Raw genomic sequence first — 26,928 nt, forward strand, 5'->3', positions numbered from 1 at the left:
AATGACACTAACTTCATTTATGGAAGTAGTGATATTTATTTCATATAGTTTCCGAAAAGATACTATTGCGCTATAATAGCCAAAAACCCTACTAATTTTTTTGGAGGATATTCCGATGAACGTTCTTGAGCCAATCGAACTGAACAAAGGAACCCCAGGCCAACCTTGCCCCATTGCCAAGACGCTTGACGTAATCGGGACCAAATGGACCTTTTTAATCATTCGGGACCTGCTTATCGAAGGAACGCTGCGTTTCAGCGACCTGCTGAAATCCATGGATGGGATTAGTCCAAAAACACTGTCGCTCAGACTGAAGGAATTGGAGGAGCACGGCATATTGGAAAGGAAAGTGTTTCCGGAAGTCCCTCCCCGCGTGGAATATACGTTAACGGAGAAGGGGAAACGATTGGAAGGTATTTTCATTGAATTAAAGAGATTTGGGTTACATTTATAAACGTTTTTCAAATAAAAAAGAGCGGACCTCAAAAGTCCGCTCTCCTACCATCATGCTTATTGAATTATCCGAAACGTCCGGTAATGTAATCCTCTGTTCTTTTGTCACGAGGATTTTGGAAGATCGTCGGGGTACTGTCAAACTCGACTAGCTCGCCATTCAAGAAAAACGCAGTCTTATCGGAAATACGTGCCGCCTGCTGCATGTTGTGCGTCACGATTACAATCGTATAACGGTTCTTCAGCTCTTCCAACAGCTCTTCGATTTTGGCTGTCGAAATGGGGTCCAAGGCGGAGGTTGGCTCATCCATCAAAATAATCTGTGGCTGAACAGCGAGTGCCCGTGCGATGCAAAGGCGTTGCTGCTGTCCACCGGAAAGCCCTGTTGCTGGCTTTTTCAATACATCCTTCACTTCATCCCAAAGGGCTGCTGCCTTGAGACTTGTCTCTACCAGCTCGTCCAGCTTGTTACGATCGTTCATGCCATGGAGTCTCGGCCCGTACGTGATGTTGTCATAGATGCTCTTCGGAAATGGATTCGGATGCTGAAACACCATGCCGATATTTTTGCGAAGTCGCTCAACTTCTACACGAGAGCTATAAATATCCTCGTCGAACACTTTTACTGTTCCCGTAATTTTGGTGTTCGGTACAGAGTCGTTCATTCGATTCAACGTCCGTAAAAATGTAGACTTACCACAGCCAGACGGACCAATTAAGGCTGTAATGGAATCAGACTCTACATCCAGATTTATATGATAGAGGGCTTGCTTATTACCGTAGAAGAGATTCAACTCCCTCACCGAAATAACACTCATACGGTCTTCGCTCCTTCGTGGTTGTTACGTCCTTTTACTTCCCCACTATAGCGCACCATTGTTAGGTTTCCGTGTGGTGTTTATTAAGTTTCGATAAAGATTTCGACTTAGGACTTTTTACATAGGTCATCTTACGTTAATTTATGGTAAATCTTGTCGATAAAGCATATACGCTCCCCTAGGTACCCCCTACAATAAAGCTGAACGTTTTGATAAGGGGAGAACAATTAATGCCAGACATAAGAAAACCGTGGGGTCGCTCGTCGTTTCATTATCGTTCAATTTTCACCAGGCTGTTCGCAGGAATCATGGGAATGGTTATCTGCATGATGGCAATTGCCGCTTTCTTCATCAGCTATCAATCCGAAGCCACACTCAATGAAAAAACAAAGCAGCAATTACACGAAGCATCAGGTGCAGCTCTACAGAAAGTACATAGCAGGGTCTATGACATCGTAACCGCCTTGCAATCATTTGCCTCCACTTATAAAAACAGCAAGATCACTAACAGTCAGATCTTTGGCATTTTTACTGATTTGTCCACCAGCAATCCTACGATTTCCGAATTACAGATCGTCACCACAGACGGAAAGTATTTGACCTTTCCGGGATCACCCCTCGACAGTTCCTATGATCCGCGAAAAATGGACTGGTATGAGGGAGCATTGAATCAACCGCAGCAGGGAGTTTTTGTCTCAGATGTCTTCCAGTTTTCCAAGACGGAGTTTCCCAAGATAGCCGTCTCACTCCCTTTGCGCAATGAAGACGAGGAGCCTGTAGGCGTCGTCGTGGCATTCGTCTCTGTTCCGAAGCTGAGCGAATCCATTGGCCAGATCAAACTAGGGGAAACCGGATATGCCATGATCGTTGATCAACAAGGCAAGCTGGTCGCTCATCCCGATCAATCCTATGCGTTGCAGCGCCCCCTACTTACTGAGCTTGCCATCGTACAAAACGTCATCGCCGGTCAATCTGGGTACGAGCCGAGCAGGATCAATGGGGTGGATTCTTTTGCCGCCTATCAATTTGCCCCTTCTCTAAAATGGGGAGTGATCGTCGCACAGTCGGTATCCGAGGTAAAGCAAGAGGTCCGTCGCCTTCAACTAACTATTTTAGCCGTCTCACTCGTCGGACTCGCAGCACTCGCCCTGATGCTGTATGTGTACGTTCGCCGAATCATCAAGCCGATTAAGGAAGCACAACAAAAAATGTCCGCCTTTAGCGAGGGCGATCTGCTGCAAACGATGCACGTACAAAGCAATGATGAAATTCGCCAGCTGGCTGACAGCTTCAATCGAATGAGTGAACAAATCCGGACGATCATCGGTAAAATCCAGTATGTCATCTCAGACGTCAAACAAGTAGCCGATCATGTAGGAAAAGGCTCCCGCCATTCTCACGCCATGCAGTCAGAAGTCGTATCCGTAACAGAGCGACTTGCCCAAGAAATGGACAATCAGCAGGAGCAGATCGATGATATCCACGCCACGATGGCCGGCATTACACAAGAAATGTCTCGGATCACAGACTCCATGGAAAAAGCAATTGTACAAAGCCAGGAATCACGTCAGCAAAATGCAAAAGCAGCAACCTCCATCGATTTACTAAAAGAAAATATGCACAGTATCTCGGAAGATATGAAGGCATCTATGCATGCTATGTCCTCCATGAGAGAAAGCATGGGCGACATCAACGAAATGCTCGGTCTGATTTCCGCTATCTCCAAGCGAACCAAGCTTTTGTCCTTCAATGCTCGAATCGAAGCTTCCAGAGCTGGACAAGCCGGAGTCGGCTTCAGCGTCGTAGCAGACGAAATTCGCTTGCTGTCCGACCAGACAGAAGAGGCATCTGCCCGTATTCAAAAGGTAATTGAATCAGGGGAAGAACGAATGGAGCATGTAGCCGCCTGCTTGCAAACAACCGATCATGCTACTGTAAATGGCATCCAAACCTTGCACCAGGCCGCTTCTATCTTCCACAATACCATCCAGCTCAGCGAAGCGTTGACTGCCCAATTTGAATCGATCAGAATGCTCACAGGAACAATCTCGACACAGAGCATAGCCATTTCACAGCGGGTAGACAATCTGTCTGCCTCTGCACAGCAAGTAGTATCAGGCACACAGCAAGCTGTAGCCGCCAATCAAGAAAGTCTATCCTTATCGGAGCAATTTCTCGATGACTCTCTGCGCCTGACAGAAATCGTAGAGGATCTCGAACAAACCATCAAATTTTTTCGAGCGGGAGAAACAACCCTTTCTTTGAAAAATTCATGATATCATAAAGTGAATGTGAACTCTTTACAAACCTATCCTGCGAAAGGGGATGTCTGGACCTTGGATAAGCGTTCCATTCACTTTTATGTTATTGCCTTTTTTGTACTGCTAGCAATGTCCCTCGTAACCTTTATCAAGGTCTTTGATCAAAGCCACTATCTGCGTTACTTGTTTGTGACGATATTTTTTGTTGGCTTGATCGTCGGTTATGTTCGATATTTGATGAAGGTCAAAAGCGAGAACATGAAGGATCAAAGCAAATGGTACAGGTATGGATTTTTACTTGCTTTTGCCCTTATCTATATGGCTATCAAATATGGTGTAAAAGCTGTTGTAGGCTATGAAGCTTCCAGCGAAGACTACGGCACTGTCATCGCGTTCTTCTTCTTGGGTCTGTTTATTACCTACTATGGTTTTTATTCACGATATCTACGGAAAATCTGAAACCAATAGAACACGAAGCCCTCCTGCAAGCTGATTTGCTTGGGAGGGCTTCGTGTTCTTTTCTATTCACTCTTATCCAAAACGTCCGCTAATATAATCTTCGGTTTTTTCGCTTTCAGGCGATGTAAAGATTTTTCCTGTCTCATCCATCTCGATCAGCTCACCCATCAGGAAGAAGGCGGTTTTCTCAGAAATTCGCGCTGCCTGATGGAGGTTATGGGTAACGATCACGATCGTATATTCATCTTTTAGCTGCATGACCAGCTCTTCGATTTTCATGGTAGAGATCGGATCGAGAGCGGAAGCCGGTTCGTCCAACAGCAAAATGGTTGGCTGCATCGCAATTGCACGCGCGATACAAAGCCTTTGTTGCTGTCCACCAGAAAGAGAGAGCGCTGAGTCGCGAAGGCGATCCTTTACCTCATCCCAAAGCGCTGCTTTTTGCAGGCTCGACTCAACCAATTCGTCCAAATCACGTTTATTGGTCATCCCGTGGAAACGTGGTGCAAATGCGATGTTTTCATAGATCGATTTAAAAAATGGATTCGCTCGTTGAAACACCATTCCTACCACTTGGCGCAGGCTCTCGATATTTACTTGCGAGCTGTTAATGTCGATACCATCAACAATAATGGAACCCTCTACCCGACAAGAAGGAACCAGATCATTCATCCGGTTCAGGCTCCGCAGAAGCGTCGATTTGCCGCATCCAGATGGGCCGATAAAGGCTGTCACGGAGTTTTTTTCAATATCCATGGATATATTTTTTACGGCGTGCTTCTCTCCGTAGTATACATTCACGTTATTCGTCTGAATGATCGTTTCTTGCATGGTCAGTACGGACATGGCTGCCACCTACCTCTTCTTAGTTTGATCCTGACGTCATCTTTTTGTAAACCCAATTCCCGAACCAACGAGCGGAAAGGTTAAAGAGCAAGACGGCAATAATCAGAACAGCAGCCGCGCCATCTGCGACATCACGTGCATCCGGTGTCAGCCCCTCGCTATTTACCTTCCAAATATGAACGGCCAGGGTCTCGGCAGGACGGAACGGATTCAGAGGTGATGTTGTACTGTTCATCGAGAAGTCGGTGAAATCCAGATTCGGTGAAGACATCCCTGCCGTAAACAGCAAGGCAGCCGCTTCCCCAAATACACGACCAGAAGCCAGAATGGCCCCCGTAAGGATACCTGGGAGTGCTGCTGGAAGGATGACAGACACGATGGTACGCCATTTGGTAATACCAAGCGCGAGACTCGCTTCCTTTTGACTGCGTGGTACATTGCGCAGTGCATCCTCTGTTACACGAACCAAGAGTGGCAGGTTAAATACCGTCAGCGCAAGTGCTCCACCAAACAGGGTATAGCCCCAGCCTGTCATATTTACGAACACGAGCAATCCAAACAAACCAACTACGATAGACGGAAGGGAAGACAATACTTCTATACTCATGCGGATAAACTGTGTAATCTTGTTATCCGGCGCATATTCAGCCATATAAATGCCTGCTCCGATCCCGAGCGGCAACGCGATCAGCATAGTCAGGACCAGCAAGTACAACGAGTTAAAAAGCTGTGGTCCAATCCCGCCACCCGCATTGACAATATCCGGCGGAGAGGTCAAAAAGTCGAGATTCAGCTTATGCCAGCCTTGTGAGAGAATGAAGCCCAATAATCCCACCAAGGTACCGATAATCAGTACGGCAATCAGTGTCAAAACAACAGTAGCAGCGCGGTCCATCAGTCTCGCTTTCATCTATTTTGCCAACCTCTTTCTGCCCAACAGGCGCAAAATCACGATAAAGATGAAAGACATCGCCAAGAGCAGCAAAGCCATTGACCAGAGAGCATTGTTATACGGAGTTCCTTGAATCGTGTTCCCCATGTTCAATGTAATACCGCTAGTGAGCGTACTGATCGGTTCGAACAAACCGCCTGGCAACTTCGTTGTGTTACCGATAACCATCTGCACAGCCAAAGCTTCTCCAAAAGCGCGAGACATTCCCAAAACAATGGCCGTCAAACAGCCAGGAAGCGCGGAATGCAACACGACATTCCAAATCGTTTGCCAGCGAGTAGCACCCAGTGCGAGCGAAGCATTGCGCAAATCTTGCGGAACAGCCTCAATAGCATCTGCTGCCACACTCGTAATGGTTGGCAAAATCATCAGGGCAAGAACAAGTCCCCCTGCCAATAAGCTGAAGCCAAGAACATCAAATTGTTCGCGAATAAAAGGAACAAGCAAAGTTAGTCCAACATAACCGTAAACGACCGATGGAATACCAACCAACAGCTCGATAACTGGCTTCAATACTTTTTTCCCGAAGCCAGGAAAGATCTCTGTCATAAAAATAGCGGCGCCGATTCCGAGTGGCGCGGCAATCAAAGCAGCCAGTGCCGTTACGAAAAACGAACCGAGGATAAAGGGCAACACACCATACGAGGATGGCTCACCCTCTGGGTCCCATTTAACATGGGTTAAAAATTCTTTGAAGCTTACTCCATCGACAAAGAACGTCGATAGCCCTTTTGATGCAATAAAATAGGTAATCGATAAAACTACAATAACGAGCAAACCCGCACAAATCATCGCGATGGTTCTGCCGGTAATATTCTCTGTTTTTTGACGCTTGTTCGTTGTCAGCATTTTTTGCGCAATCATCGATTTACGCTCTGTATTTATCCCTTCAGTACGATGGCTCATGTTCTCCCTCCTGGAAAGAAAACGACTGTACGCAAGCAAAATGAGGGGAAGGCCCCCCTACCCCTCTATTTTGCTGTTGACGATAATGCTTATTTTTGAGTTACTTTGCCTTCTGCATCACGTTCCACTTTCATGTCTGTGATTGGCAAGAAGCCCAGTTCTGTAACAGTTTTCTTTTGTACTTCGTCAGTCAGGATGAAGTCGAGGAATGCTTTTGCATCGCCAGTTGCTTCACCTTTAGTGTACATATGCTCGTACGCCCATACTGGATATTTGTTCGTTACAATGTTTTCTGCGTTTGCTTCCACGCCATCCAATTTCAGCGCTTTTACAGTGTCATTGAAGTAGGACAGTGCCAAGTAACCAATTGCACCTGGTGTTTCTGCAATGATTTTGCGAACAGTACCGGAGGAATCCTCTGTGATACCTTCTGCTTCTTCTTTGCCATCCAAAGCGAATTTGCTGAATGTCGCGCGAGTACCGGAAGATTTCGGACGGTTAACCAGCGTGATCTTCATATCATCGCCGCCAACTTCTTTCCAGTTCGTGATTTTTCCAGTGAAGATGTCGATCAATTGTTGCTTGGTCAAGTTGTCCACTTTTACTTTTGGGCTTACCGCTGCTGCCATTCCGACAACCGATACTTTGTGGTCTACCAGTTCGTTTGCTGGAATGCCTTTTTTCTCTTCTGCAAAAATATCGGAGTTACCAATCGTTGCTGCACCACTTGCTACTTGGCTCAAGCCTGTGCCGCTTCCTCCGCCTTGTACTTGGATTTGTGCGCCTGCATTTTTTGCCATAAAGTCTTTGGCCGCTTGCTCGACCAGAGGTTGTAAAGCGGTAGAACCCACTGCTGTGACAGGTTCACCGGAAGTTTTTGTTGTCGAACCAGAGTTGCTTTGCTCCTGAGCTGGTTTTTGCGCCGGTGCTGGTGTCTGTGTCTGCGCAGTGTTGCCGCTTCCGCACCCCGCGAGTAATGCCCCTACACATGTCAGCGCAATAAACATTTTGCTGAGTTTTTTCATTGGATGAAAATCCTCCTTAAAAGGTTCGGTTTGTTTTTTCTCTCTTACAAGTACAAACTATACAGCGGGAATGTTGTCGTATTATGTTGTGAATGTAAAGCTTTCTTAAAGATCCCGGGATTCCTGTTGTAAAACGGCGCAAACATGGGAATAATGTCCCTATTCTTTTGGTGGGGGTGTCCATGTGGAACGTTTGGCCTTGCTTTTTGTGATCATCGGAGCCCTGAACTGGGGGTTAATCGGGTTATTTCAATTCGATTTAGTCGCAAGCTTGTTTGGTGGAGCGGAGTCTATCGTAAGTCGAATCGTGTATACGTTGGTAGGCTTGTTTGGGGTGTATGCCATCAAGTTTCTATTCACGGATCGGGAAGAAACGCCAACAACATAAAGACTATGTCCGGCTGTTGGGGTGAGGAGGAAACAGGAGAAAACGCTCAGCTTCTTGTCCCACCCGCTGAGGGATTCACTGCCCGTCTCCATGCAAAAAGCGAAACCGCGTCCAAAGTAGTTCTTTCAGGATGTGTTTCAGAAGTGGACGCTTAAGAGCGTGTTTCGCTTTTTGCATTACGCCTCGGTCGGTGTACCAAAGATCTTCGCTTATTTCTCCTGTTTCCTCTACGAGCTTTCCGTGCTATTCGAGATTTTAAAATCCTAAACAAATTGAAGAACGTAAACAGTCACGACAGAGAAGAATATTTCCCTACTACTTTTCCGTCCCCGCTAATCGCTTCGGAGCGGACAGGCTTAACCTCCAGCAGGACGGAGCCTGGAGCCTAGACTCTCTCCACCGTAGCTACATAATTAGTGACCTTAAGTTGTTGCTGTAGTGCTGGGGAGGAAACAGGAGAAAACGCTTAGCTTCTTGTCCCACCCGCTGTGGGATTCACTGCCCGTCTCCATGCAAAAAGCGAAACCGCGTCCAAAGTAGTTCTTTCAGGATGTGTTTCAGAAGTGGACGCTTAAGAGCGTGTTTCGCTTTTTGCATTACGCCTCGGTCGGTGTACCAAAGATCTTCGCTTATTTCTCCTGTTTCCTCTACGAGCTTTCCGTGCTATTCGAGATTTTAAAATCCTAAACAAATTGAAGAACGTAAACAGTCACGACAGAGAAGAATATTTCCCTACTACTTTTCCGTCCCCGCTAATCGCTTCGGAGCGGACAGGCTTAACCTCCAGCAGGACGGAGCCTGGAGCCTAGACTCTCTCCACCGTAGCTACATAATTAGTGACCTTAAGTTGTTGCTGTAGTGCTGGGGAGGAAACAGGAGAAAACGCTTAGCTTCTTGTCCCACCCGCTGTGGGATTCACTGCCCGCCTCCATGCAAAAAGCGAAACCGCGTCCAAAGTGGTATCTTCAGGATGTGTCTCAGAGGTGGACGCTTAAGAACGTGTTTCGCTTTTTGCATTCCGTCTTGGTCGGTGTACCAAAGATCTTCGCTTTTTTCTCCTGTTTCCTCTACGAGCTTTCCGTGTTCCCGCAGTTTTTAAAGCCTTAAAAGAATGAAGAATGTAGCCAGTAACGCAAGAGAAGAATATTTCCAGACGTAGCGACTTGTGGAGTCCTACCAAGCGGAGAAGGGATTAGCGGGCAAAAGAAACGCAACGTGCCCATACTACGAAGCGGCTACCACTTTTGCGTTTCCCCGCTAATCCCTTCGGAGCGGACAGTGCACGCTGCAGTGGGACGGAGCCTGGAGCCTAGACTGGAAATATTCTTCTCCCCACGACAGCCACTATACGAGAAAAAAGCGGCACATCCTGATAAACAGGGTGTGCCGCCTTTATGGTGATGATTAATTATCTCGTTTCAGTGGCTCGGAGAGATCTACGTGCCCCATCAGCGTTTCTACTTTCTTGCCATCCTCCAAGAAGACAATCTCCTTTACTTCTGAGAATTGAAAGAAGGTATTCTTCAACGCATCCAAAGCCATTGTCTCGCCACTTGAACCCATGTTGAACTTATTTTTGCTATCTGCATCAATCGTCAGGGTGCCTTTATCGATTGTAATGGAATGGTACTTAAAGTCTCTCCACAGTGGAACGTGCACGTCTGGCTTTACAGGCGTCTCCAGCAGGGCAAGTGTCTTTTTGTACTTCTCGATATCTTCTGCAAACGTGATCTCTTGCTCTTCTTTTTGCAGCTCCATCACATTATTATCCGAATAGTAAACGGTGACCATTTGCTTTTTCAGAGTCGGCTCTGTTGTCGATGGATCAGTGTTTGAACCAGATGGCTGCTCTACTGGTGTGGTTGGCTGTGGTGTTTCTGTCGCGTTTTGCCCACATCCGGCCAAAAGCAGCATCACTAACGCTGCCATCCAGATCACTCGACTTTTTTTCATCGTGAAAAGCCCCCTTACTGATAAGACTCGTAGTATTCACGAATAGCCGCAACAATGGCTTTCGCGATTTTATCTTGGAATGCCGGATTCGTCAGCTGCGCGTTCTCCTGTGGATTGGAGAGGAAGCCAGTTTCGGTCAACACAGCAGGCATTTTCGTGTTTTTGATCACATAAAAGCCGCTCTTCTTGAAGCCTCGATCCGGGAACTGCGTTGCCCCACGTAAATATTTATGTACCAGCTGGGCAAAGTCTTTACTGTTTTCATTATAATAGAAAGTTTCTGTTCCTGCAGCCGTCGGTTTCTCGAATGCGTTGGCGTGAATAGACAAGAACAAGTCGGCATCTAACTCATTGGCAACAGCGACACGCTCTGACAGTTCATAAAACACATCCGTCGTGCGGACAGGAACGACTTGAAACTCTGGGTATTGCTTCAGCAAAGCCACAATCTTATTGGAGACAGCCAAGTTGTAATCTTTTTCATTGTTGCCAGCGGAGCCCTTCGTACCAGGGTCTTTTCCCCCATGACCGGCATCAACGACGATCAGGTAGCCTGTTTTCTTCGGTTTTGGCGCCAATTTCACTTCGATACCATCATTCGTGTAAGCCAGCTCATACGTGCTCTTTTGGTTCAGCTCAATAACGACGCGAACTGTGTCAGGAGACGCACTGTATTGGCTGTAACGCAGGTTAGTGATGAGAGGTTCTTCTTTTGCTTGTTCTGCCTGATTCAGTCCGTCAGAATCTGTGCCTTGATCTTCATCAGCAGCGGAGGCCGTTTCCTCGGATTCGCCTACGCTATCATTTTTCTCGTCTTGACGCTTCAGATCATCGATTAAATCATCATCCAATGCGGTTTGTGGGAGATCCAAGACAATCCGGTGTGGTCCTGTCATCACAAAGGACTGCGGAATAACAGGTATGGTCGTTTCAATACGAACACGGTCGCCGTTCTCAGATACACCTTTCAAAATATTGAGGCGATCGATCTCAACCTGATTATTTTTCTTGTCCCACGTAAATGACCCTCCAAGCTCGTCCTCCAATTGACGTAATGGGAGGACCAACTGATCATCAATCGTCATCCCGCGCTCAGGTCTTTTCCACGTAAAGCCTTTTTGTCCCACTTGCTCAGCTACGGCCTGTGCGGACGCGTACATCGTGTCTTCCACTTGATACAGCTTGATCGGCTGGGTTGGTACCTTGCCATTCAGCTTGACCTGCGGTGTTTCGTTCGCAATGACAGTACGCTTGCTGTTGTCCCACCCGACTGTAACACCAAGTGACTCCCCGACAAAACGCAGTGGCAGCAGCATACGCTTTTGTGAAATAACAGGCGGCGTATCAAGCTTCACTTGTTTGCCGTTCAACACTGCTGTACGGGAGTCAAGTGTAAGGGAGAGCTGCTGTGTGCCTTTGGTAATGACAGCTGTTCGAGTAGCCTCATTCCAATCCACATTTGCACCTAGCCCTTCGGCGATGACACGAACGGGTACCAACGTGCGCCCATTCTTGATGACTGGCGGCACTTCAGCATTTACTGCTTGTCCACCAATCACGAGATTGACAGCTTCCTCTGAGGCACTGCTTGCTGCAACCGCCCAACCGGGGATTAGCAGCAGGACCAGCAATGCAAAAAGCAGAGGGTAAAATCGTCTCTTCATCCTGACCTCCTCCGTGATGTCTGTATTCTTCGTTATGTGGCGTCAGCCAATGTGCAACGTTCACCATTCTATTAGACGCTGGATGATCTGTAAAGTTTATAGTCTTTTGGTACCAAAATGAAAAGACCGCCTCCGCAAGCCCCGCGAGACAGTCTTTGAAACTGAGCATTTGTTACCGGAAAAATCCCCTTCTCTCTTGCCTACTTACTTGTTGAACCGGTTTTTTTATCATGTTCAAGCCCCCGTTAGCAAGAAATTGTTGGATCAGCGATATCACAGCTGGATTCGATAGTACCTTAATGGAGTCGGCTACCTTGGGGTTTTTCAATTGGGGAATAGCGTCGCCTAGATGCGGTAAAAGCGGCAGTAAATCTTCGATAGAAATGGCAGGCTTTTGTGGTGGGGGTACAGCTTCCACTTGGGCGGTATTCCGTCGTCCTCCAAACAGCAGACTTCGCCGTTCTCCTGTACCTTTTGGAGGTGCCTGCTTGAGACGCCCCAGTGTATTTTTCATATCCTGTAGCTCCTGGCGCACCTGACTCATTTCTTTCATCATTTGGGCATTGTTTGCATGCTGCGCATCCGCAAGTTTGTTGATCGATTCTAGCAAAGGGTTCTTGGGGACAGCCTGCTTCTTTTTCGCTTTCATTTTCTCAACGATAATCCCACCTCCCTCCTCACTCTCCCCCCTTATCTAAAACGTTTTTTTATATTTTCCAAATCCTTTGCAGTGACACCTTTTTTCGAAAGCTTATTCAACAAACTTCCGACATTTTCTGTTTTCTGCATCTGACGAAACTGCGCAGCATAACTGTTAACCTCTTGCTCGGTCAATTTTTTCCCTGACTTTCTGGCCATTTCACGAATGACTTCCTTAATTCCGGCATCTGTCCTCAGCTTTTCCTTAGGAATGGATTTCACAATGTTGAGCAAAGACCCAATATCCATCAGTATCCCCCCTAATTGCAGTTAGTTCCTTTTTACTCTATGTAGCCAAGGACGTAATGGATTGGTCATTTGTCCATGAGACAGAAAAAAAGAAGAGGGCACGAAAATAGCCCTCTTCTCCTGCATTTTTATTTTTTGGTAAGATCCGCATATTTGAAATCAATATCACCCAGTCCATCGATTACGACATCCTTCAGATTCTCGTTTTGCACCCAAGAGTTCACGTAGAAGTAGATTGGCATAATTGGCATTTCATCCATCAGGATTTGCTCAGCCTCCATGAGAATTGCTTTGCGCTTCTCTGGGTCTTGCTCCAGAGCGGATTGGTTCAGGAGCTCCTTGTACTTTGGATTTTCCCAACGTGTATCGTTGTTTCCGCCGTCTTTTTCCTGGAACATTTCCAAGAAGTTGATGGGATCATTGAAGTCACCCAGCCAGCCTCCACGAGCGATTTGATAATTACCTTGGTGTACGTCATCTAAGTATACTTTCCACTCTGAATTTTTGAGCTTGATATCTACGCCGAGGTTTTTCTTCCATTGAGCCTGTATTTCTTTTGCGATCTTTTTATGACCTTCGGATGTGTTGTAGCTGAGTGTAATTGGAGGGAGTTTGGAGATACCCTCTTCCTTCATACCTTCTACCAGTAATTTCTTTGCCACTTCAAGGTCATTGTCTTTGAAGTAACCGTCTTTGTTCAACGCCATGCTCGGTGGTACATAGCCTGTTGCCGGTACTTGACCTGCTTGCAGGACATCGGCGGTGATACTTTCACGATTAATTGCATAGGCGAACGCCTTACGAATTTTTGCGTTGGTAAACGGTGCTTGCTCTGTATTGAAACGATAAAAGTAGGCACCGGCGATTGGCTGTGTCTTCAGGATGCCAGCTTCCCTCAAAACCGGAAGTGCGTCGATTGGCAGCCCGGACGTTGGAGCACCCGCCCAATCGATTTCGTCGTTATCAAACATGGCCAATTCCGTATTCTCATCCTCTACCATGGTGAATTCGATCTTATCCAATTTTACATTGGCTTTATCCCAATACTTCTCGTTTTTTACAACAGTCAGCTTGCTCTTGTGTTCCCATGTTTCCATTTTGAATGGCCCGTTGCCAACAACCGTCTTTGCCTCGTCAGCCCATTTCCTGTTGCCTTCGACTACCTTCTTGTTCACCGGGAAGTATGTTTTGAAAGCAACCAGCTCCGGGAAAAATGGTGTCGGGTTTGTCAGTTCCACTTCCAGCGTCTTATCGTCAATTGCCTTTACACCAACGTCTCCTGCTTTACCGATCCCTTTGTTGAAGTCTTCAGCACCAGTCACATAATACAACTGGTAGGCGTAGTTGGAAGCTGTCTTTGGATCGAGCACGCGTTTCCAAGCATATTCGAAATCATGTGCTGTTACTGGGTCGCCGTTGCTCCATTTTGCTTCACGAATCTTAAATGTATAAGTCTTCCCATCCTTAGAAACGGTATAGCTCTCTGCCGCCGCCGGGTGCACCTCTCCGTCTTTTCCGAGACGTGTCAGACCTTCGAATATAGCCGTGATGATCGTACCAGAGGTAGTATCCTCCGCAATTCCTGGATCTGCTGTAGGCGGCTCCGATTGCAGATTCATCCTTAATACCTTCTGCTCAGCCGCTTGGACAGCGCCTTCGTACGCTGTCATCATTCCGCCGAAAACGAGGGCCGAACTCAATACCATAAAAACACTCTTCTTCATCATATACCCTCCAATTAACTCTGATAGAATCTTCCAAAAATAGTATACATGAAAAGGTAATATTTGGATATTAAATAGATAAAAAAGAAGAGAGGCGAGTATAGCACCTCTCTTCTTTTACATGCACAGCTATTATTTCTTTTCTACGAAATCTGCGTATTTGTAGTCTACAGCACCCAGACCATCGATGATAACATCTTGTACTTTGTCGTCCTTAACCCAAGATTGAGTATAGAAGTAGATTGGCATAATCGGCATTTCATCCATCAGGATTTGCTCTGCCTGAGCCAGGATTGCTTTACGTTTTTCTGGGTCTAGCTCCAGAGCGGATTGGTTCAGGAGTTCTTTGTACTTCGGATTTTCCCAACGAGTATCGTTGTTTCCGCCGTCTTTTTCCTTGAACATTTCCAAGAAGTTGATTGGATCGTTGAAGTCACCCAACCAGCCTGCACGAGCCACTTGGTATTTACCTTGGTGTACATCATCCAGGTATACTTTCCACTCTTTGTTCTCGAGCTTCACGTCTACGCCGAGGTTTTTCTTCCATTGGTCTTGGATTGCCTCAGCAATCTTTTTGTGACCTTCGGAAGTGTTGAAGGAAAGAGTAAGTGCCGGGAATTTGGTGAGGCCCTCTTCTTTCATACCTTCCTCGAGCATTTTCTTCGCTGCTTCGATGTCGTTATCCTTGTAGAAGCCGTCTTTTGTCAGCGCCATGCTTGGTGGTACATAGCCTGTTGCAGGCAATTGACCAGCTTGCAGGATGTTGTCGATCAGGCTTTGACGATCGATTGCGTACGTAAAAGCTTTACGGATTTTTGCATTGTTAAACGGTGGTTTTTCTGTGTTGAAACGGTAGAAGTAGGTACCCGCGATTGGCTGTGTTGTCATTTTTCCGGAGTCTTTCAAAGCCGGAATCGCGTCAGTTGGTAGTGCAGAGGTTGGAGATCCCGCCCAGTGCAGTTCACCGTTTTCAAACATGGACAGCTCTGTATTCTCATCTTCTACCATGGAGAATTCGATTTTGTCCAATTTTACGTTGTCTTTATCCCAATAGTTATCGTTTTTGGAAACGACGAGCTTGCTCTTGTGCTCCCAAGAATCCATTTTGAATGGACCGTTACCAATAACTGTTTTCGCATCGGTAGCCCATTTCTCGTTGCCATCCACTACTTTTGGATTAACTGGGAAGTATGTTTTGAATGCAACCAGCTCCAGGAAGAAAGGAGTTGGGTTCGCCAATTCTACTTCGAGTGTTTTATCGTCAATTGCTTTTACGCCAACGTCTTCTACTTTACCTTTGCCCTTGTTGTAGGCTTCTGCGCCCTTCACATAGTACAGTTGGTATGCATAGTTGGAAGCTGTTTTTGGATTAAGAGCGCGTTTCCAAGCATATTCGAAATCTTTTGCGGATACTGGATCGCCATTGCTCCATTTGTTATCACGAATTTTGAATGTATATTTTTTACCGTCCTCAGAAACAGTGTAGCTCTCTGCTGCTGCTGGATTGTATTTACCGTCTTTACCAACGCGAGTCAGACCTTCGAAGGTAGCAGTGATGATGGTGCTGGAAGTTGTATCTTCCGCGATACCTGGGTCAGCTGTTGGTGGCTCGGAGTGCAGGTTCAGTTTCAGTACTTTAGAGCCAGCTGGTGCAGAATTTTCTGTCTTTGCTCCGGAAGCGTTGTTATCTGCCGGTGCCGCCTGGTTTCCGCCACCGCATCCTGCGAGTGCCGCGCCAAGAACGAGGATAGAACTCATTGCCACGAAAACATTCTTTTTCATACAAGTAATCCCCCTTTTCTAAATCTTTTATCAATATACATGGTTTTATATATTTTTTAAATATGTTTTAGAATGATTTAATAAATTTTTATTTATTTATAAAGAGAATTAATGAATTATAAAACATATTGATCGATAAATAAAATTTCCAGAACATCCCTCTTTCGATATCTCGAAGAAAAACCGCATAAAATCAAGCTTTTTCAGACTTGAAGATTCACCCCTCATTTATTTATATATTTTTCCGTTCACCCAATTTTATCCACATTCAGTAAAATGGCAATAGTAATTTAATTTATAATTTTATAATTTCTATTATCACCTTCAATCCTCTGCTCCATTGTTCTCTCTTAAAATGGTTTACAAAAAAAAGAAGAGTGCCGTAGCACCCTTCTTTTATTACAACAAGCTATGCGCTTTTTCTTATTGAATGTCTGCCCATTTCCAGTCTGCGAAACCGAGACCGTCGAGTACTACACCTTTTACTTTGTCTTTTTTCACATAAGAATGTGTGTAGTAGTAGATTGGAGCTGCTGGCATTTCGTCCATGAAAATAGCTTCTGCTTGTGCCAGGATTTGTTTGCGTTTTTCTGGGTCCTTTTCCAGAGCAGATTGGTTCAGCAGCTCTTTGTACTTCGGATTTTCCCATTTCGTGTCGTTGTTGCCGCCATCTTTGTCCTTGAACAGGTCCAAGAACGTGTATGGATCGTTGTAGTCACCAGTCCAGCTGGAACGTGCGATTTGGAATTTACCTTGGTTCACATCTTCCAAGAATACTTTCCATTCTTTGTTCTCCAGCTTAATGTCTACGCCGAGTGCTTTTTTCCATTGGTCTTGGATGGCTTCGGCAATTTTCTTGTGACCTTCAGACGTGTTGAAGGAAAGAGTCAGGGTAGGCATTTTAGTAATGCCTTCTTCTTTCATACCTTCTTCCAGCATCTTTTTCGCTGCTTCTACATCGCCGTCTTTGAAGTAAGGGCTTGTTGCCACTGCCATTGTTGGCGGGATCAGACCCATAGCTGGCTCTTGGTTTGCTTGCGTAATGTTGTCGATGATCGATTTACGATCGATAGCATAAGCAAACGCCTTACGGATTTTCGCGTTGTTGAACGGCGGAACTTCCGTATTGAATTTGTACAAGTACGTACCCGCGATCGGGCGTGTTTGCATTTGACCGGATTCTTTCAATGCAGGAATCGCATCGGTAGGAAGTGAGCTCAGAGGCGCTCCGGACCAATCCAAATCGTCATTGTCGAACATGGACAGCTCTGTATTTGCATCTTCAACCATGGAGAAGTTGAGCTTGTCGAGTTTTACAGCGTCTTTATCCCAGTAGGTATCGCTCTTCACGAGAACCAATTTGCTCTTATGTTCCCATGTTTCCATTTTGAATGGACCGTTACCCACGTGAGTTTTTGCTTCGCCTGCCCATTTATCGCTGCCTTCTACTACTTTTTGGTTAACTGGGTAGTACGTATAGAACGCAGTCAGCTCCAAGAAGAATGGTGTTGGATTCTTCAAAGTCACGACGAGTGTTTTATCGTCTTTCGCTTTTACGCCAACATCATCGGCTTTTGCTTTACCCTTGTTGTATTCTTCTGCATTTTTCAGGTAATACAATTGGTAGGAGTAGTTAGCTGCTGTCTTCGGATTGAGCGCTCGCTTCCAAGCGTATTCAAAATCCTTTGCAGTAACTGGCTCTCCATTGCTCCATTTGCTGTCACGCAGGGTGAATGTATAAGTAAGGCCATCTTCGGATACGTCAATTTTTTCTGCTACAGATGGATGTGGTTTGCCATCTTCGCCAATACGAGTGAGACCATCAAATGTTGCACGCAGAACCGCACTGGAAGTAGAATCCTCAGCCAATGCAGGGTCAGCAGTTGGTGGCTCGGACATCATGTTCATTCTCAATTCTTTAGGACCGCTTGTTTGCTCCTTAGAAGCACCGCCTTGCTCGCCTGCTTTCTCACCACCGCCGCCACAACCAGCCAGCGCCGCACTAAGAACCAGGATAGAACTCATTGCTGCAAAAACGCTTTTTTTCATGGTGTTGACCCCCTCTTTTTCTATCGGTAAAGATTCCTTGAAAGCTACTCCACAAATATACTGCATTTTTAGTAATATTGAAGACATTTTAAGTAAAATTAATTATGTTTTATTCAAACATCAAATTCTATTAAAGGAAATAAAATTGGTAGTTTCATCATGATGAAGTATGCCTCGTACATAAAAATTTATGCAGCAAGAAACAACCCCTCCAGCCAAAAGGCGAAGGGGTTCACTATGATTAAATTTGGGCTCGTCGATACTCGTTCGGCGCTACACCGACAATTGCTCGAAAATCTCGAATGAAGTGAGAGTGATCGTAGTAGCCTAGAGAGGTAGACAGGTCCAGCCAATCTCGGACCGTTCCTTGGTCAATCTGCTCCGCTGCTTCATGTAATCTGTATCGTTGGATGACCGACTTCGGGCTAACCCCTACATAACGATCAAACAAGCGCTGCATGGTCCTCATGTTCATACCGGTCAACTGTACGGCATCCTCTACCTTGAGTACGGATCGATCTTCCTGGATCATCCTGACGATTTCACTGATGCGCGCAACATTCGGGTCAGGCTTCGGCAAATGTTCGAATAGAAAGGCTTCTACTCTTTTCATCATTTGCTCATCATTTGGCAGGCTTAGCACTTCTTTCTCAAGCTGGTCAGTGGCAACACCAAACACGGCTTCCAGACTGGTAGAAGTGCCGCTCAGCTTTGATATCGGGGCATTCAGAAACGGATAAAAACCTCCGGGCCTGAATTTTACTCCGAACACCTGACCTTGTCCCTTTAAAAGATGAGAGGAAGTCGTACGGGCTACACCAAAAATACCACTTGCTCCTTTTTCAAACACCAGATTCACATTGGGATGAGCCAGTACAGTTTGCAAGTAAGGTGGTTCCGTACGCAAATCCCAGCGGACGACCCAGTAATGCTGCACGAAGTAGCTGATTTCAGCTGCTGGCTCGTATCTGGCTAGCGAAAATTTCTTCTGTCCAATCATGGCATGCAGTACACCCTTTGGGAGCTTGGCAGTCTGATTTTCCAAGATGCGCCTCCTGTCGTGTTTTTACAATACACGCTACCTATTTCTTCTTATAGTAAGAGTAGTAGTTGGGAGACTTGATTACAATTCCCAAATGAAAAAATGAGGGGGTAAAACGATGGATCTTCGCTTCGATTTCTACATTGGTGCTACGCCAGAGCAGGTCTGGCATGCCCTTACTTCCGATGAAGGCGTAAAGAGTACTTTCTTTGGCTGTACGATTCGCTCAACTTTTCAAGTAGGCGATGAGATGGCTTACGTTGGTCCGGGAAAAGCTGGTGACGACACGGTGCATGTTTACGGGGAAATTTTGCAGTTCGAACCTCATCACATTTTCAGTTACACTGAACACCCTGGTCCTGCCTATTACGAGAATCATGCGGAATTGCAGACTCGCGTCACCATTACCTTAGAACCGGTTGGCGGCTGCACCAAGCTGACGCTGATTCAGGATCAATGGACAGAAAACCATCCCTCCCACGCAAGTGCCAGCAACAATTGGCCGATGATGCTCTCGTCGATCAAGACGTATGCGGAGACAGGCAAGACACTTGATTTTGGATTCTAATACAAAAGAATCCCGAGACCAGCAATTTCGTTGGCCTCGGGATTTTTTTTCGATTCGTTACTCCGTCATTTCCGCCCACTTGAGGTCGATAAATCCGAGCCCATCTACTTGAACGCCTTTTACCTTGTCACTTTGCACCCACACATCCACATCCGTGAACAGCGGAATCAACGGCATGGCATCCATAAAGATTTGCTCAGCCTCTGCAAACAGCTGCTTGCGTTTCTCTGGATCAGTTTCTACCGATGACTGTTTCAGCAGCTCTTGATAGCGCGGATCTTCCCAGCCCGTGTCGTTGTTGCCTGTTTTACCATCTCGGAACATTTCCAGGTAGTTCATCGGATCATTAAAGTCTGCATTCCAACCGATACGGCCCATCTCGTAATTGAGTTCATGCATATCCTGCAAATGAACGGCAGCTTCCTTTACCATGATCTTTATATCAATGCCCAGCTTTTGTTTCCATTGGTCCTGAATCGCTTCGGCAATTTTCTTATGTCTGTCGCTTGGATTGTAAGACAAGGTGATCGGAGGCAGCGTTGTCACGTTGAGCTCTTTCATGCCCTCTTCCAGCAGCTTTTTCGCTGTTTCTACATCATTATCCTTGAAGTATCCATCTTTTTTGATAATCATGGATTGCGGCAACATCCCCATCGTTGGCACCTGTCCAACTTGTGTGATGTTATCTACGATAGTTTGGCGATCTACCGAGTATGCCAATGCTTTACGAATTTTCACATTGCTGAGTGGCCCTTTTGTCGTATTCATCTTGTACCAGTACATCGTCGCTTTAGGATGAACAACGAGTTTTCCCGCCTCTTTTAGTGTCGGAATCGCATCGGTGGGAAGTCCGCCGAGTGGCTGGCCTGCCCAATCCAGCTCACCGTTCTCGAACATGGACAGCGCTGTATTATCGTCCTCGATCATCGCAAACTCAATGCGATCGAGCTTTACTACGTCTTTATCCCAGTAGTGCTCATTCTTTTCAAGCACGATTTTGCTCTTGTGCTCCCACGCTGTCATCTTAAATGGACCGTTGCTTACGTGCGTCGCCGCTTCGTTTGCCCATTTGGGATTAGCCTCCACTACTTTTTTGTTAACTGGGTAGTACGTGTAGAAAGCCGTCAGCTCCAAGAAGTAAGGCGTTGGATTCTCCAGCGTGACTTCCAGTGTTTTGTCATCGATTGCCCTCGCACCGAGTTCGTCGGGGTTCGCCTTGCCTTCGTGAATCGGCTTCGCATTTTTGATGTAGTACAGTTGATAGGCATACTCGGCACCAAAGGTCTTGCCGAGTGCACGCTTCCATGCATACACGAAGTCATGGGCAGTTACCGGGTCTCCATTGCTCCACTTGGAGTCGCGGAGCGTAAACGTATACACCAGTTTGTCATCTGAAAGCTTCACATCGGATGCTACTGAATTCACTGGCTTTGCGTTTGCATCGAAGCGAGTCAAGCCATCAAAAGTAGCACGAATGATCGCTCCCGAAGTGGCATCCTTCGCAAGACCAGGGTCCGCTGTCGATGGCTCACTCACAATGTTCGCCCGAAATAACTGCAACTTTGCATTTACAGGCTTTTCAGCGGGTGCTGCATTTCCCTCTGCTGGAGGGGTTGTCGTCGATGGCGTACTCGTGGAGCATCCAGCTAGCACGCTTCCAGCGACCAGCATCGCACCGAGAAACAACTTGAGATTTCGTTTCATCAGAAAATTCCCCCTTATCTGTATTTTTCTGTTTCAAACACAATATACGCGACCGGAATTGGGTTGAAAACGGGGTTAGTATAGATTTAATTTAATTTTATGAAAATTCACTATATTATAAACAAAAGTAAAACCCAACCAGCTTTTCGGCCAGTTGGGCTTTTGTTGATCGATCAATAATTTCTACATTAGAACGCTGGAATAATCGCGCCTTTGTATTCATCTTCAATGAACTTTTTCACTTCAGGTGAGTTCAGTTCTTTTGCTAGCTTTTGAATGGCTTCGGAATCTTTGTTGTCAGGACGAGCAACCAAGAAGTTTGCGTATGGCGTATCTTTATCTTCAATAAACAGAGCGTCTTTGGTTGGAACAAGCTTTGCTTCCAGTGCGTAGTTCGTGTTGATCAGCGCCAAATCTACTTCTTCCAGAACGCGCGGCAGCATTGCTGCTTCAACTTCTTTGAATTTCAGGTTTTTCTTGTTCTCAACAACATCTTTCACTGTACCGCTGATGCCAGCGCCTTCTTTCAGCTTAATCAAGCCGTTTTTCTCCAAGAGTGCGAGTGCGCGACCGCTGTTTGTCGGGTCGTTTGGCAGCGCGATTGTTGCGCCATCAGCTAATTCATCTACAGATTTTATTTTTTTGCTGTAAGCGCCGAATGGCTCGATGTGTACAGCCACTACTGGCACCAGGTTCATGTTTTGTCCTTTATTGAAGTCTTCCAGGTAAGGCTTGTGCTGGAAGAAGTTTGCGTCGAGTTGTTTCTCGTTCACTTGAACGTTAGGTTGTACATAATCAGTGAACTCTTGGACTTCCAAGTTCACGCCTTGTTCTTTCAGTTTTGGTTGAATGAACTTCAAGATTGCTGCATGTGGAACGGGAGAAGCGCCTACCTTCAATGTTACTTCCTGTTTTCCGCCTTGTGCGCCGCCTTCAGCTGGAGCAGGTGCTGTTTCGGTTTTGCCTCCGCAAGCTGCCAAAGAAAATGCCAACACAGTAGAAAGTACAGATACGACTAGCTTTTTCATGAATGATTTCCCCCTTGCATGTATTTCGTTTTATTTTTTGACAATCTATATGGAAAGATCCTATTTACGGCTGAATTTCAGAACCAGACGGTCCCCCAGCGACTGTAAGATCTGTACCATCACCAGCAAAATAACAACAGTCACAACCATAACATCGGTTTGGAAACGCTGATAACCGTATCGGATCGCCAAGTCACCCAAACCACCACCGCCAATTACCCCAGACATTGCTGTGTAGGAGACCAGTGTTACCGTCGTGATCGTAATACCCGCGATTAGACCAGATCTAGACTCTGGCAAAAGGACATTCCAGACGATCTGCCAATTGGAAGCACCCATAGATTGTGCGGCCTCAATCACGCCCTTATCAATCTCACGCAGGGAGGTTTCCACCAAACGTGCGAAAAACGGAGCGGCACCAAATACGAGCGGCGGAATGGCACCCAGTACGCCGAGTGAAGTTCCTACGATCATTTTCGTCACTGGAATCAGCAAGATCATCAGAATAATAAATGGTACCGAGCGCAATACATTGACAACGAATGATGCAATCGTATAAAAAGTGCGGTTTTGCAAAAGCTGTCCGCGAGAAGTCAAAAACAGAATGATGCCCAACGGCAAACCAATCAGGACGGTAAACAGAGTAGAGAAGCCCAGCATCGTGAGGGTGTCCATCGTACCTTCGCCGATTTCAGCCCAATCCACATTTTCGAATGTCCAGTCCATTTATATCACCTCTACTTCCAAGCCACGTTGGCGCAGCGTCTCGATGGTCTTTTGATTCTGTGCGACATCGCCTTCCAGCTCGATCACTAACTGACCATACGGCGTATCTTTCATGCGAGAAATCGTTCCCTGCAAAATACTGAATACCGTACCTGTCTCTTGCATCGTTTGGAACAGGATCGGCTGGTACGTTTTTTCTCCGAGGAAGGTGACACGAGCAATCGTGCGGTTCCCCGAAGCCTTTTCGTGCTCGACCGCTTCGCGCAGCTCTGTAGAATCGGCTACTTGCTCCACGAATTCTTGTGTCGTTGGATGCTTTGGACGAAGGAATACATCCAGTACGTTACCAGACTCAACGATCTTTCCTCCATCAATCACGCCGACACGATCACAAATGGAGCGAATGACGTGCATCTCGTGAGTAATCAACACAATGGTCAAGCCCAGCTTGCGGTTGATGTCCAAGAGCAGAGCCAGAATGGAGTTCGTCGTCTGCGGATCGAGAGCCGATGTCGCTTCGTCGCAGAGCAGCACTTTTGGATCATTCGCGAGCGCACGGGCGATCCCGACACGCTGCTTCTGTCCGCCAGACAGCTGGGAAGGATATTTGTCCTTATGAGCCTCCAAGCCAACCAGCTTCAGCAGCTCGTTTACTTTCTTATCAATCTCTGCCTTCGAACGCTTTGCCAGCTTGAGCGGAAAAGCAACATTTTCGCCGACCGTTGAAGAAGACAGCAAGTTGAAATGCTGAAAAATCATGCCGATTGAGCGGCGCTTTTCTTGCAGCTTCCCTTCATCCAGCTTCGTCAAATCGACGCCGTCCACAATAACTTCCCCCGAAGTTGGACGCTCTAGCAAATTGATGCACCGGATCAACGTACTTTTCCCTGCACCAGAGTGTCCGATAATCCCGTATATTTCGCCTTGCTCTATGGAAAGGTCGATCCCCGTTAACGCTGGGATGGTTTTACCCTGTACTTGATAGCTTTTATGCAAATGACGCAGTTGGATCAACGCATCCACCTCCCGACCATAATCTTGATAAAAATATAAAAACCCCTTTTTCACAAACGAAAAAGGGGCTGCAACGCAATGTATACGTTCGCATCCACCCTTCTCATCTGTACAAGATCCAAAAATCCTGTAGGAATTGGCACCGCGACGTTCATTCGAAAATGAACCGGCTGCCGGGCTTCATAGGGCCTGTCCCTCCGCCTCTCTTGATAAGAAAGATATCTACGTATATTATGTTCGTTTTTTGTATTTCTTGATGATACAAAACGGATTATATCCTTTTTGAAAATATCACGTCAATAGTAATAGCAGGAAAAAGTTTTTTAATCCATGACGCCGTTGCGGATGATGGTTGACTTTATGTGAAAGCGAAATGTCGCGTCTTTGAACATCTTTCTCCATTCAGCCTGCGTCATATTTGCCTTCCCTCTGCTATTTGAGCGATACACGATCCCGAAACCAGCGGGATCGACATTGAGGTTCTGCAATTTGTGGACTACTTTCTGCAGTTCTTTTCCGAGCTCTTCTTCCAGTGCATGTTCCATGATTTTCATCAACCTTGCATTCTCTAGCTTCAGTGGGAGGGTTAATTCCAAAATCCGCGCATTTAATCGGATGTGAATATCAAAGATCGGGGGAGATACTTGGGTCAGCTCGATTTTTGAATGGCTGGAAATCGTATCAAAGACAAGCTGCACACGGTCTTTTTTACTTCCGCGATTCTTGGGTACCTCGCCAAAAATATGAGCAGGGACAGAAGTATCGTAGCTGCCAATGCGGAATTTTCCATGCATGAGCTTGATTAAAAAGGCTTCCTTAGGTGTGATCCACCCTACATAATGCTCCCCTTGAAACAATCCGATCCCCTTGATTTGCAGCTCATTTCCCTTTCTTGCAATGAACGGCATGATCGGGTCGATTCCTTTGTCATAATAAGACCGAAAAAACTCATGCATGGTGGAAGACGGAATTTTTTCCCCCTCAATATTTTGCTCAATCATACGGTATAAATAGATTCCGATATTCCCTTCTTCCGAATAGCGATGCGTTAACATATCATATGTTTCGCCTTCAAATAAGCAAAGATAAACCCTGCTGGAAATAGAGGAATCCCGATACAACGTGTCAACGATACTACCAAGTCCACGCTTTGCCAATTTTTCATTGTAGAGTGCGACACGAATTTGCCCACCCAATACTCTTTTATCTGATTGTAAATTTATCCGATCCCGAATTCCCTTACTGGTTTCACCGATGGCTGAAAAAACCTGTATCTTTTCTTTCGCCTCTGGATTAATGGAGGGCATGATTGCTGTCCCCCGAACGTCCCCATCCTTTAACAGATCATAGCCGACAGCCGTGGCAAGTCCTGTCTCATCAAAAATTTGCCGATCTGAACAGCCTGCCAGGAAAAGGACACATGAACACCACAAGGCAAAAAACCGCTTGGATAACTGCATCCAATGTTTTTGGACAGGCAGCATCAGGCACTCTCTCCTTTGCTGGTTGGTTTCATCCTTTGCTTTCGTTGCTTCAGCCAGACCATCAGGTACAAAAAATAGGGGTACACGTAAATAATGTACAGAGTTATATGCGAGTAAATAGTCGTCATCCGACTCATCTGCTGTCTGGAAAGCAACGACAAGGAGGCTACATAGATCACGGGTATAATCCAATACAATGAATGACGTAGATTAAATCCGAACAAGCGCTTGAGACCTCGGGCAGAAGCCCACAAATACAGCATGATATTCGGCAAAATTACGAGAAGCCAAAACGAAATGACAACCAGTTCAAACCTTTCCAGAATAGGGAGGTACACCATCTTTTGCATATTGAGTGTCGCCCAAATCGTTCTCATGAGCTGACCCTGACTAAAAAAGACCAGCGCCACAATCATAACAAGCAAATAGATCAGATACGTCACCAGCACTCCCAACTGTACACTTTTGTGTACCTTCTCTTTATTTTGTACATAAGGATAGGCAACGTAGAGAATCTCAAAGCCGGCACTGGTCAAAGACATGGCAATCATTCCATTGAACAGGTTTTCTAGGCTGGTGTCCATGATAGGAAACAAATATTCCCACCTGGCAAATTTCAAGGGAAAATATAACTCAAATATCATCCACATCGTGACCATAACGGAAAAAAACGCATAGCCTGCGATGACTCTTATCCCCCCTACGACTGTGTAAAACGCTAGAAACAGGATGATTCCTGACAGAACCCACGTTGGTAAATTCGGAAACATCCAGGTTTGGACAACTTCAATGTAGGTACGTAAAATGACTCCAGCCGACACAAAAAAATAGGTCAAATAAATGATACTTATGCCTGTTCCCAGCCACTTTCCAAACACATCCTCCTGAATTCCGTAAATATCGGCTGAGGGGTATTTTTGCAAGGTCTTGTAAATCGTCATCACTGTAAGATGAGTAAATAAGGCTGCGAGTATGACAGATATCCAAGCATCATGCCCCGCCTCCTTGGCAATGATTCGTTGGAAGCCCAAAATGCCCATCCCTATCTGCGTGCCATGCACAAGAACCCCTGCAAGAAATGCCGTTATCGTATTATCCTTACTTACATCGATGTTGATCTTCATGGCCGCCTCG

General features: G+C 46.0%; 24 protein-coding genes and 1 riboswitch. Of the genes, 5 read left to right on the forward strand and 19 right to left on the reverse strand.

Going from position 1 to position 26,928, the window contains the following annotated elements:
• Positions 1-115: 115 nt before the first annotated feature.
• Complete coding sequence (locus HP570_RS23235; protein ID WP_007721121.1) at positions 116-454, forward strand: winged helix-turn-helix transcriptional regulator; 339 nt, start codon at positions 116-118, stop codon at positions 452-454.
• Positions 455-518: 64 nt separating this feature from the next.
• Here the strand turns inward: HP570_RS23235 and pstB (HP570_RS23240) are convergent, their stop codons facing one another.
• Positions 519-1,271: a phosphate ABC transporter ATP-binding protein PstB gene (gene pstB, locus HP570_RS23240; RefSeq protein ID WP_012684227.1), complete on the reverse strand. Its 753-nt coding sequence runs from the start codon at positions 1,269-1,271 to the stop codon at positions 519-521.
• Positions 1,272-1,501: 230 nt separating this feature from the next.
• Here pstB (HP570_RS23240) and HP570_RS23245 point away from each other — a divergent pair, with 230 nt between their 5' ends.
• The gene (locus HP570_RS23245) at positions 1,502-3,547 is read left to right on the forward strand and encodes a methyl-accepting chemotaxis protein (protein WP_173627310.1); all 2,046 of its coding nucleotides are present in this window, start codon (positions 1,502-1,504) and stop codon (positions 3,545-3,547) included.
• 60 nt (positions 3,548-3,607) lie between these two features.
• Positions 3,608-3,991, forward strand: coding sequence for a hypothetical protein (locus HP570_RS23250; protein WP_217364793.1), 384 nt, complete (start codon positions 3,608-3,610; stop codon positions 3,989-3,991).
• A 72-nt stretch (positions 3,992-4,063) separates the two neighbouring features.
• On the opposite strand, the gene pstB (HP570_RS23255) is transcribed toward HP570_RS23250, so the two are convergent.
• From pstB (HP570_RS23255) to HP570_RS23270, 4 genes are all read right to left on the reverse strand, one after another.
• Complete coding sequence (gene pstB, locus HP570_RS23255) at positions 4,064-4,837, reverse strand: phosphate ABC transporter ATP-binding protein PstB (protein ID WP_012684224.1); 774 nt, start codon at positions 4,835-4,837, stop codon at positions 4,064-4,066.
• A 19-nt stretch (positions 4,838-4,856) separates the two neighbouring features.
• Positions 4,857-5,747 carry a phosphate ABC transporter permease PstA gene (gene pstA, locus HP570_RS23260; protein ID WP_012684223.1) on the reverse strand — a complete coding sequence of 297 codons (891 nt, stop codon included), beginning with the start codon at positions 5,745-5,747 and terminating at the stop codon, positions 4,857-4,859.
• Positions 5,748-6,695 (reverse strand): phosphate ABC transporter permease subunit PstC, encoded by a 948-nt coding sequence (pstC, locus tag HP570_RS23265; RefSeq protein ID WP_173627311.1) that lies wholly within the window; start codon positions 6,693-6,695, stop codon positions 5,748-5,750. It abuts the gene before it with no gap.
• Positions 6,696-6,784: 89 nt separating this feature from the next.
• The gene (locus HP570_RS23270; protein WP_012684221.1) at positions 6,785-7,720 is read right to left on the reverse strand and encodes a phosphate ABC transporter substrate-binding protein; all 936 of its coding nucleotides are present in this window, start codon (positions 7,718-7,720) and stop codon (positions 6,785-6,787) included.
• A gap of 184 nt (positions 7,721-7,904) precedes the next feature.
• Here HP570_RS23270 and HP570_RS23275 point away from each other — a divergent pair, with 184 nt between their 5' ends.
• Positions 7,905-8,108, forward strand: coding sequence for a DUF378 domain-containing protein (locus HP570_RS23275; RefSeq protein ID WP_048036205.1), 204 nt, complete (start codon positions 7,905-7,907; stop codon positions 8,106-8,108).
• 1,404 nt (positions 8,109-9,512) lie between these two features.
• On the opposite strand, the gene HP570_RS23280 is transcribed toward HP570_RS23275, so the two are convergent.
• From HP570_RS23280 to HP570_RS23315, 8 genes are all read right to left on the reverse strand, one after another.
• Positions 9,513-10,061 (reverse strand): GerMN domain-containing protein, encoded by a 549-nt coding sequence (locus tag HP570_RS23280; RefSeq protein ID WP_012684219.1) that lies wholly within the window; start codon positions 10,059-10,061, stop codon positions 9,513-9,515.
• 14 nt (positions 10,062-10,075) lie between these two features.
• Positions 10,076-11,725, reverse strand: coding sequence for an N-acetylmuramoyl-L-alanine amidase family protein (locus HP570_RS23285; RefSeq protein ID WP_173627312.1), 1,650 nt, complete (start codon positions 11,723-11,725; stop codon positions 10,076-10,078).
• 172 nt (positions 11,726-11,897) lie between these two features.
• On the reverse strand, positions 11,898-12,374 hold the full coding sequence (locus HP570_RS23290; RefSeq protein ID WP_050763813.1) for a hypothetical protein: 477 nt from the start codon (positions 12,372-12,374) through the stop codon (positions 11,898-11,900).
• Between the two features lie 41 nt (positions 12,375-12,415).
• Positions 12,416-12,673, reverse strand: a complete 258-nt coding sequence (locus HP570_RS23295; protein ID WP_007721136.1) for a hypothetical protein — start codon at positions 12,671-12,673, stop codon at positions 12,416-12,418.
• A 128-nt stretch (positions 12,674-12,801) separates the two neighbouring features.
• Positions 12,802-14,397, reverse strand: a complete 1,596-nt coding sequence (locus HP570_RS23300; RefSeq protein WP_173627313.1) for a peptide ABC transporter substrate-binding protein — start codon at positions 14,395-14,397, stop codon at positions 12,802-12,804.
• A gap of 132 nt (positions 14,398-14,529) precedes the next feature.
• A complete protein-coding gene (locus HP570_RS23305; protein ID WP_173627314.1) occupies positions 14,530-16,179 on the reverse strand; it encodes a peptide ABC transporter substrate-binding protein in 1,650 nt (549 codons plus the stop codon).
• A 423-nt stretch (positions 16,180-16,602) separates the two neighbouring features.
• Entirely contained in the window at positions 16,603-18,228 is a 1,626-nt protein-coding gene (locus tag HP570_RS23310; protein WP_012684214.1) for a peptide ABC transporter substrate-binding protein, read from the reverse strand.
• A gap of 241 nt (positions 18,229-18,469) precedes the next feature.
• The gene (locus HP570_RS23315; RefSeq protein WP_173627315.1) at positions 18,470-19,273 is read right to left on the reverse strand and encodes a helix-turn-helix domain-containing protein; all 804 of its coding nucleotides are present in this window, start codon (positions 19,271-19,273) and stop codon (positions 18,470-18,472) included.
• Between the two features lie 115 nt (positions 19,274-19,388).
• Here HP570_RS23315 and HP570_RS23320 point away from each other — a divergent pair, with 115 nt between their 5' ends.
• Positions 19,389-19,838 (forward strand): SRPBCC family protein, encoded by a 450-nt coding sequence (locus HP570_RS23320; RefSeq protein WP_172142774.1) that lies wholly within the window; start codon positions 19,389-19,391, stop codon positions 19,836-19,838.
• Between the two features lie 57 nt (positions 19,839-19,895).
• Here the strand turns inward: HP570_RS23320 and HP570_RS23325 are convergent, their stop codons facing one another.
• The 6 genes from HP570_RS23325 to HP570_RS23350 form a co-directional block, all read right to left on the reverse strand.
• Positions 19,896-21,542 (reverse strand): peptide ABC transporter substrate-binding protein, encoded by a 1,647-nt coding sequence (locus HP570_RS23325; protein ID WP_173607068.1) that lies wholly within the window; start codon positions 21,540-21,542, stop codon positions 19,896-19,898.
• A gap of 188 nt (positions 21,543-21,730) precedes the next feature.
• Complete coding sequence (locus HP570_RS23330) at positions 21,731-22,570, reverse strand: MetQ/NlpA family ABC transporter substrate-binding protein (protein WP_173627316.1); 840 nt, start codon at positions 22,568-22,570, stop codon at positions 21,731-21,733.
• A gap of 60 nt (positions 22,571-22,630) precedes the next feature.
• A complete protein-coding gene (locus HP570_RS23335) occupies positions 22,631-23,296 on the reverse strand; it encodes a methionine ABC transporter permease (RefSeq protein ID WP_012684209.1) in 666 nt (221 codons plus the stop codon).
• A complete protein-coding gene (locus tag HP570_RS23340; RefSeq protein WP_142498489.1) occupies positions 23,297-24,310 on the reverse strand; it encodes a methionine ABC transporter ATP-binding protein in 1,014 nt (337 codons plus the stop codon).
• 100 nt (positions 24,311-24,410) lie between these two features.
• A riboswitch (SAM riboswitch) is annotated at positions 24,411-24,526 on the reverse strand.
• Positions 24,527-24,633: 107 nt separating this feature from the next.
• Positions 24,634-25,794: a Ger(x)C family spore germination protein gene (locus tag HP570_RS23345; protein WP_173627317.1), complete on the reverse strand. Its 1,161-nt coding sequence runs from the start codon at positions 25,792-25,794 to the stop codon at positions 24,634-24,636.
• On the reverse strand, positions 25,794-26,918 hold the full coding sequence (locus HP570_RS23350; RefSeq protein ID WP_173627318.1) for a GerAB/ArcD/ProY family transporter: 1,125 nt from the start codon (positions 26,916-26,918) through the stop codon (positions 25,794-25,796). The genes HP570_RS23345 and HP570_RS23350 overlap by 1 nt, the downstream gene beginning before the upstream one ends.
• Between the last annotated feature and the right edge of the window lie 10 nt (positions 26,919-26,928).

The sequence above is a fragment of the Brevibacillus sp. RS1.1 genome (assembly GCF_013284365.1).
GTDB lineage: Bacteria > Bacillota > Bacilli > Brevibacillales > Brevibacillaceae > Brevibacillus > Brevibacillus brevis_D.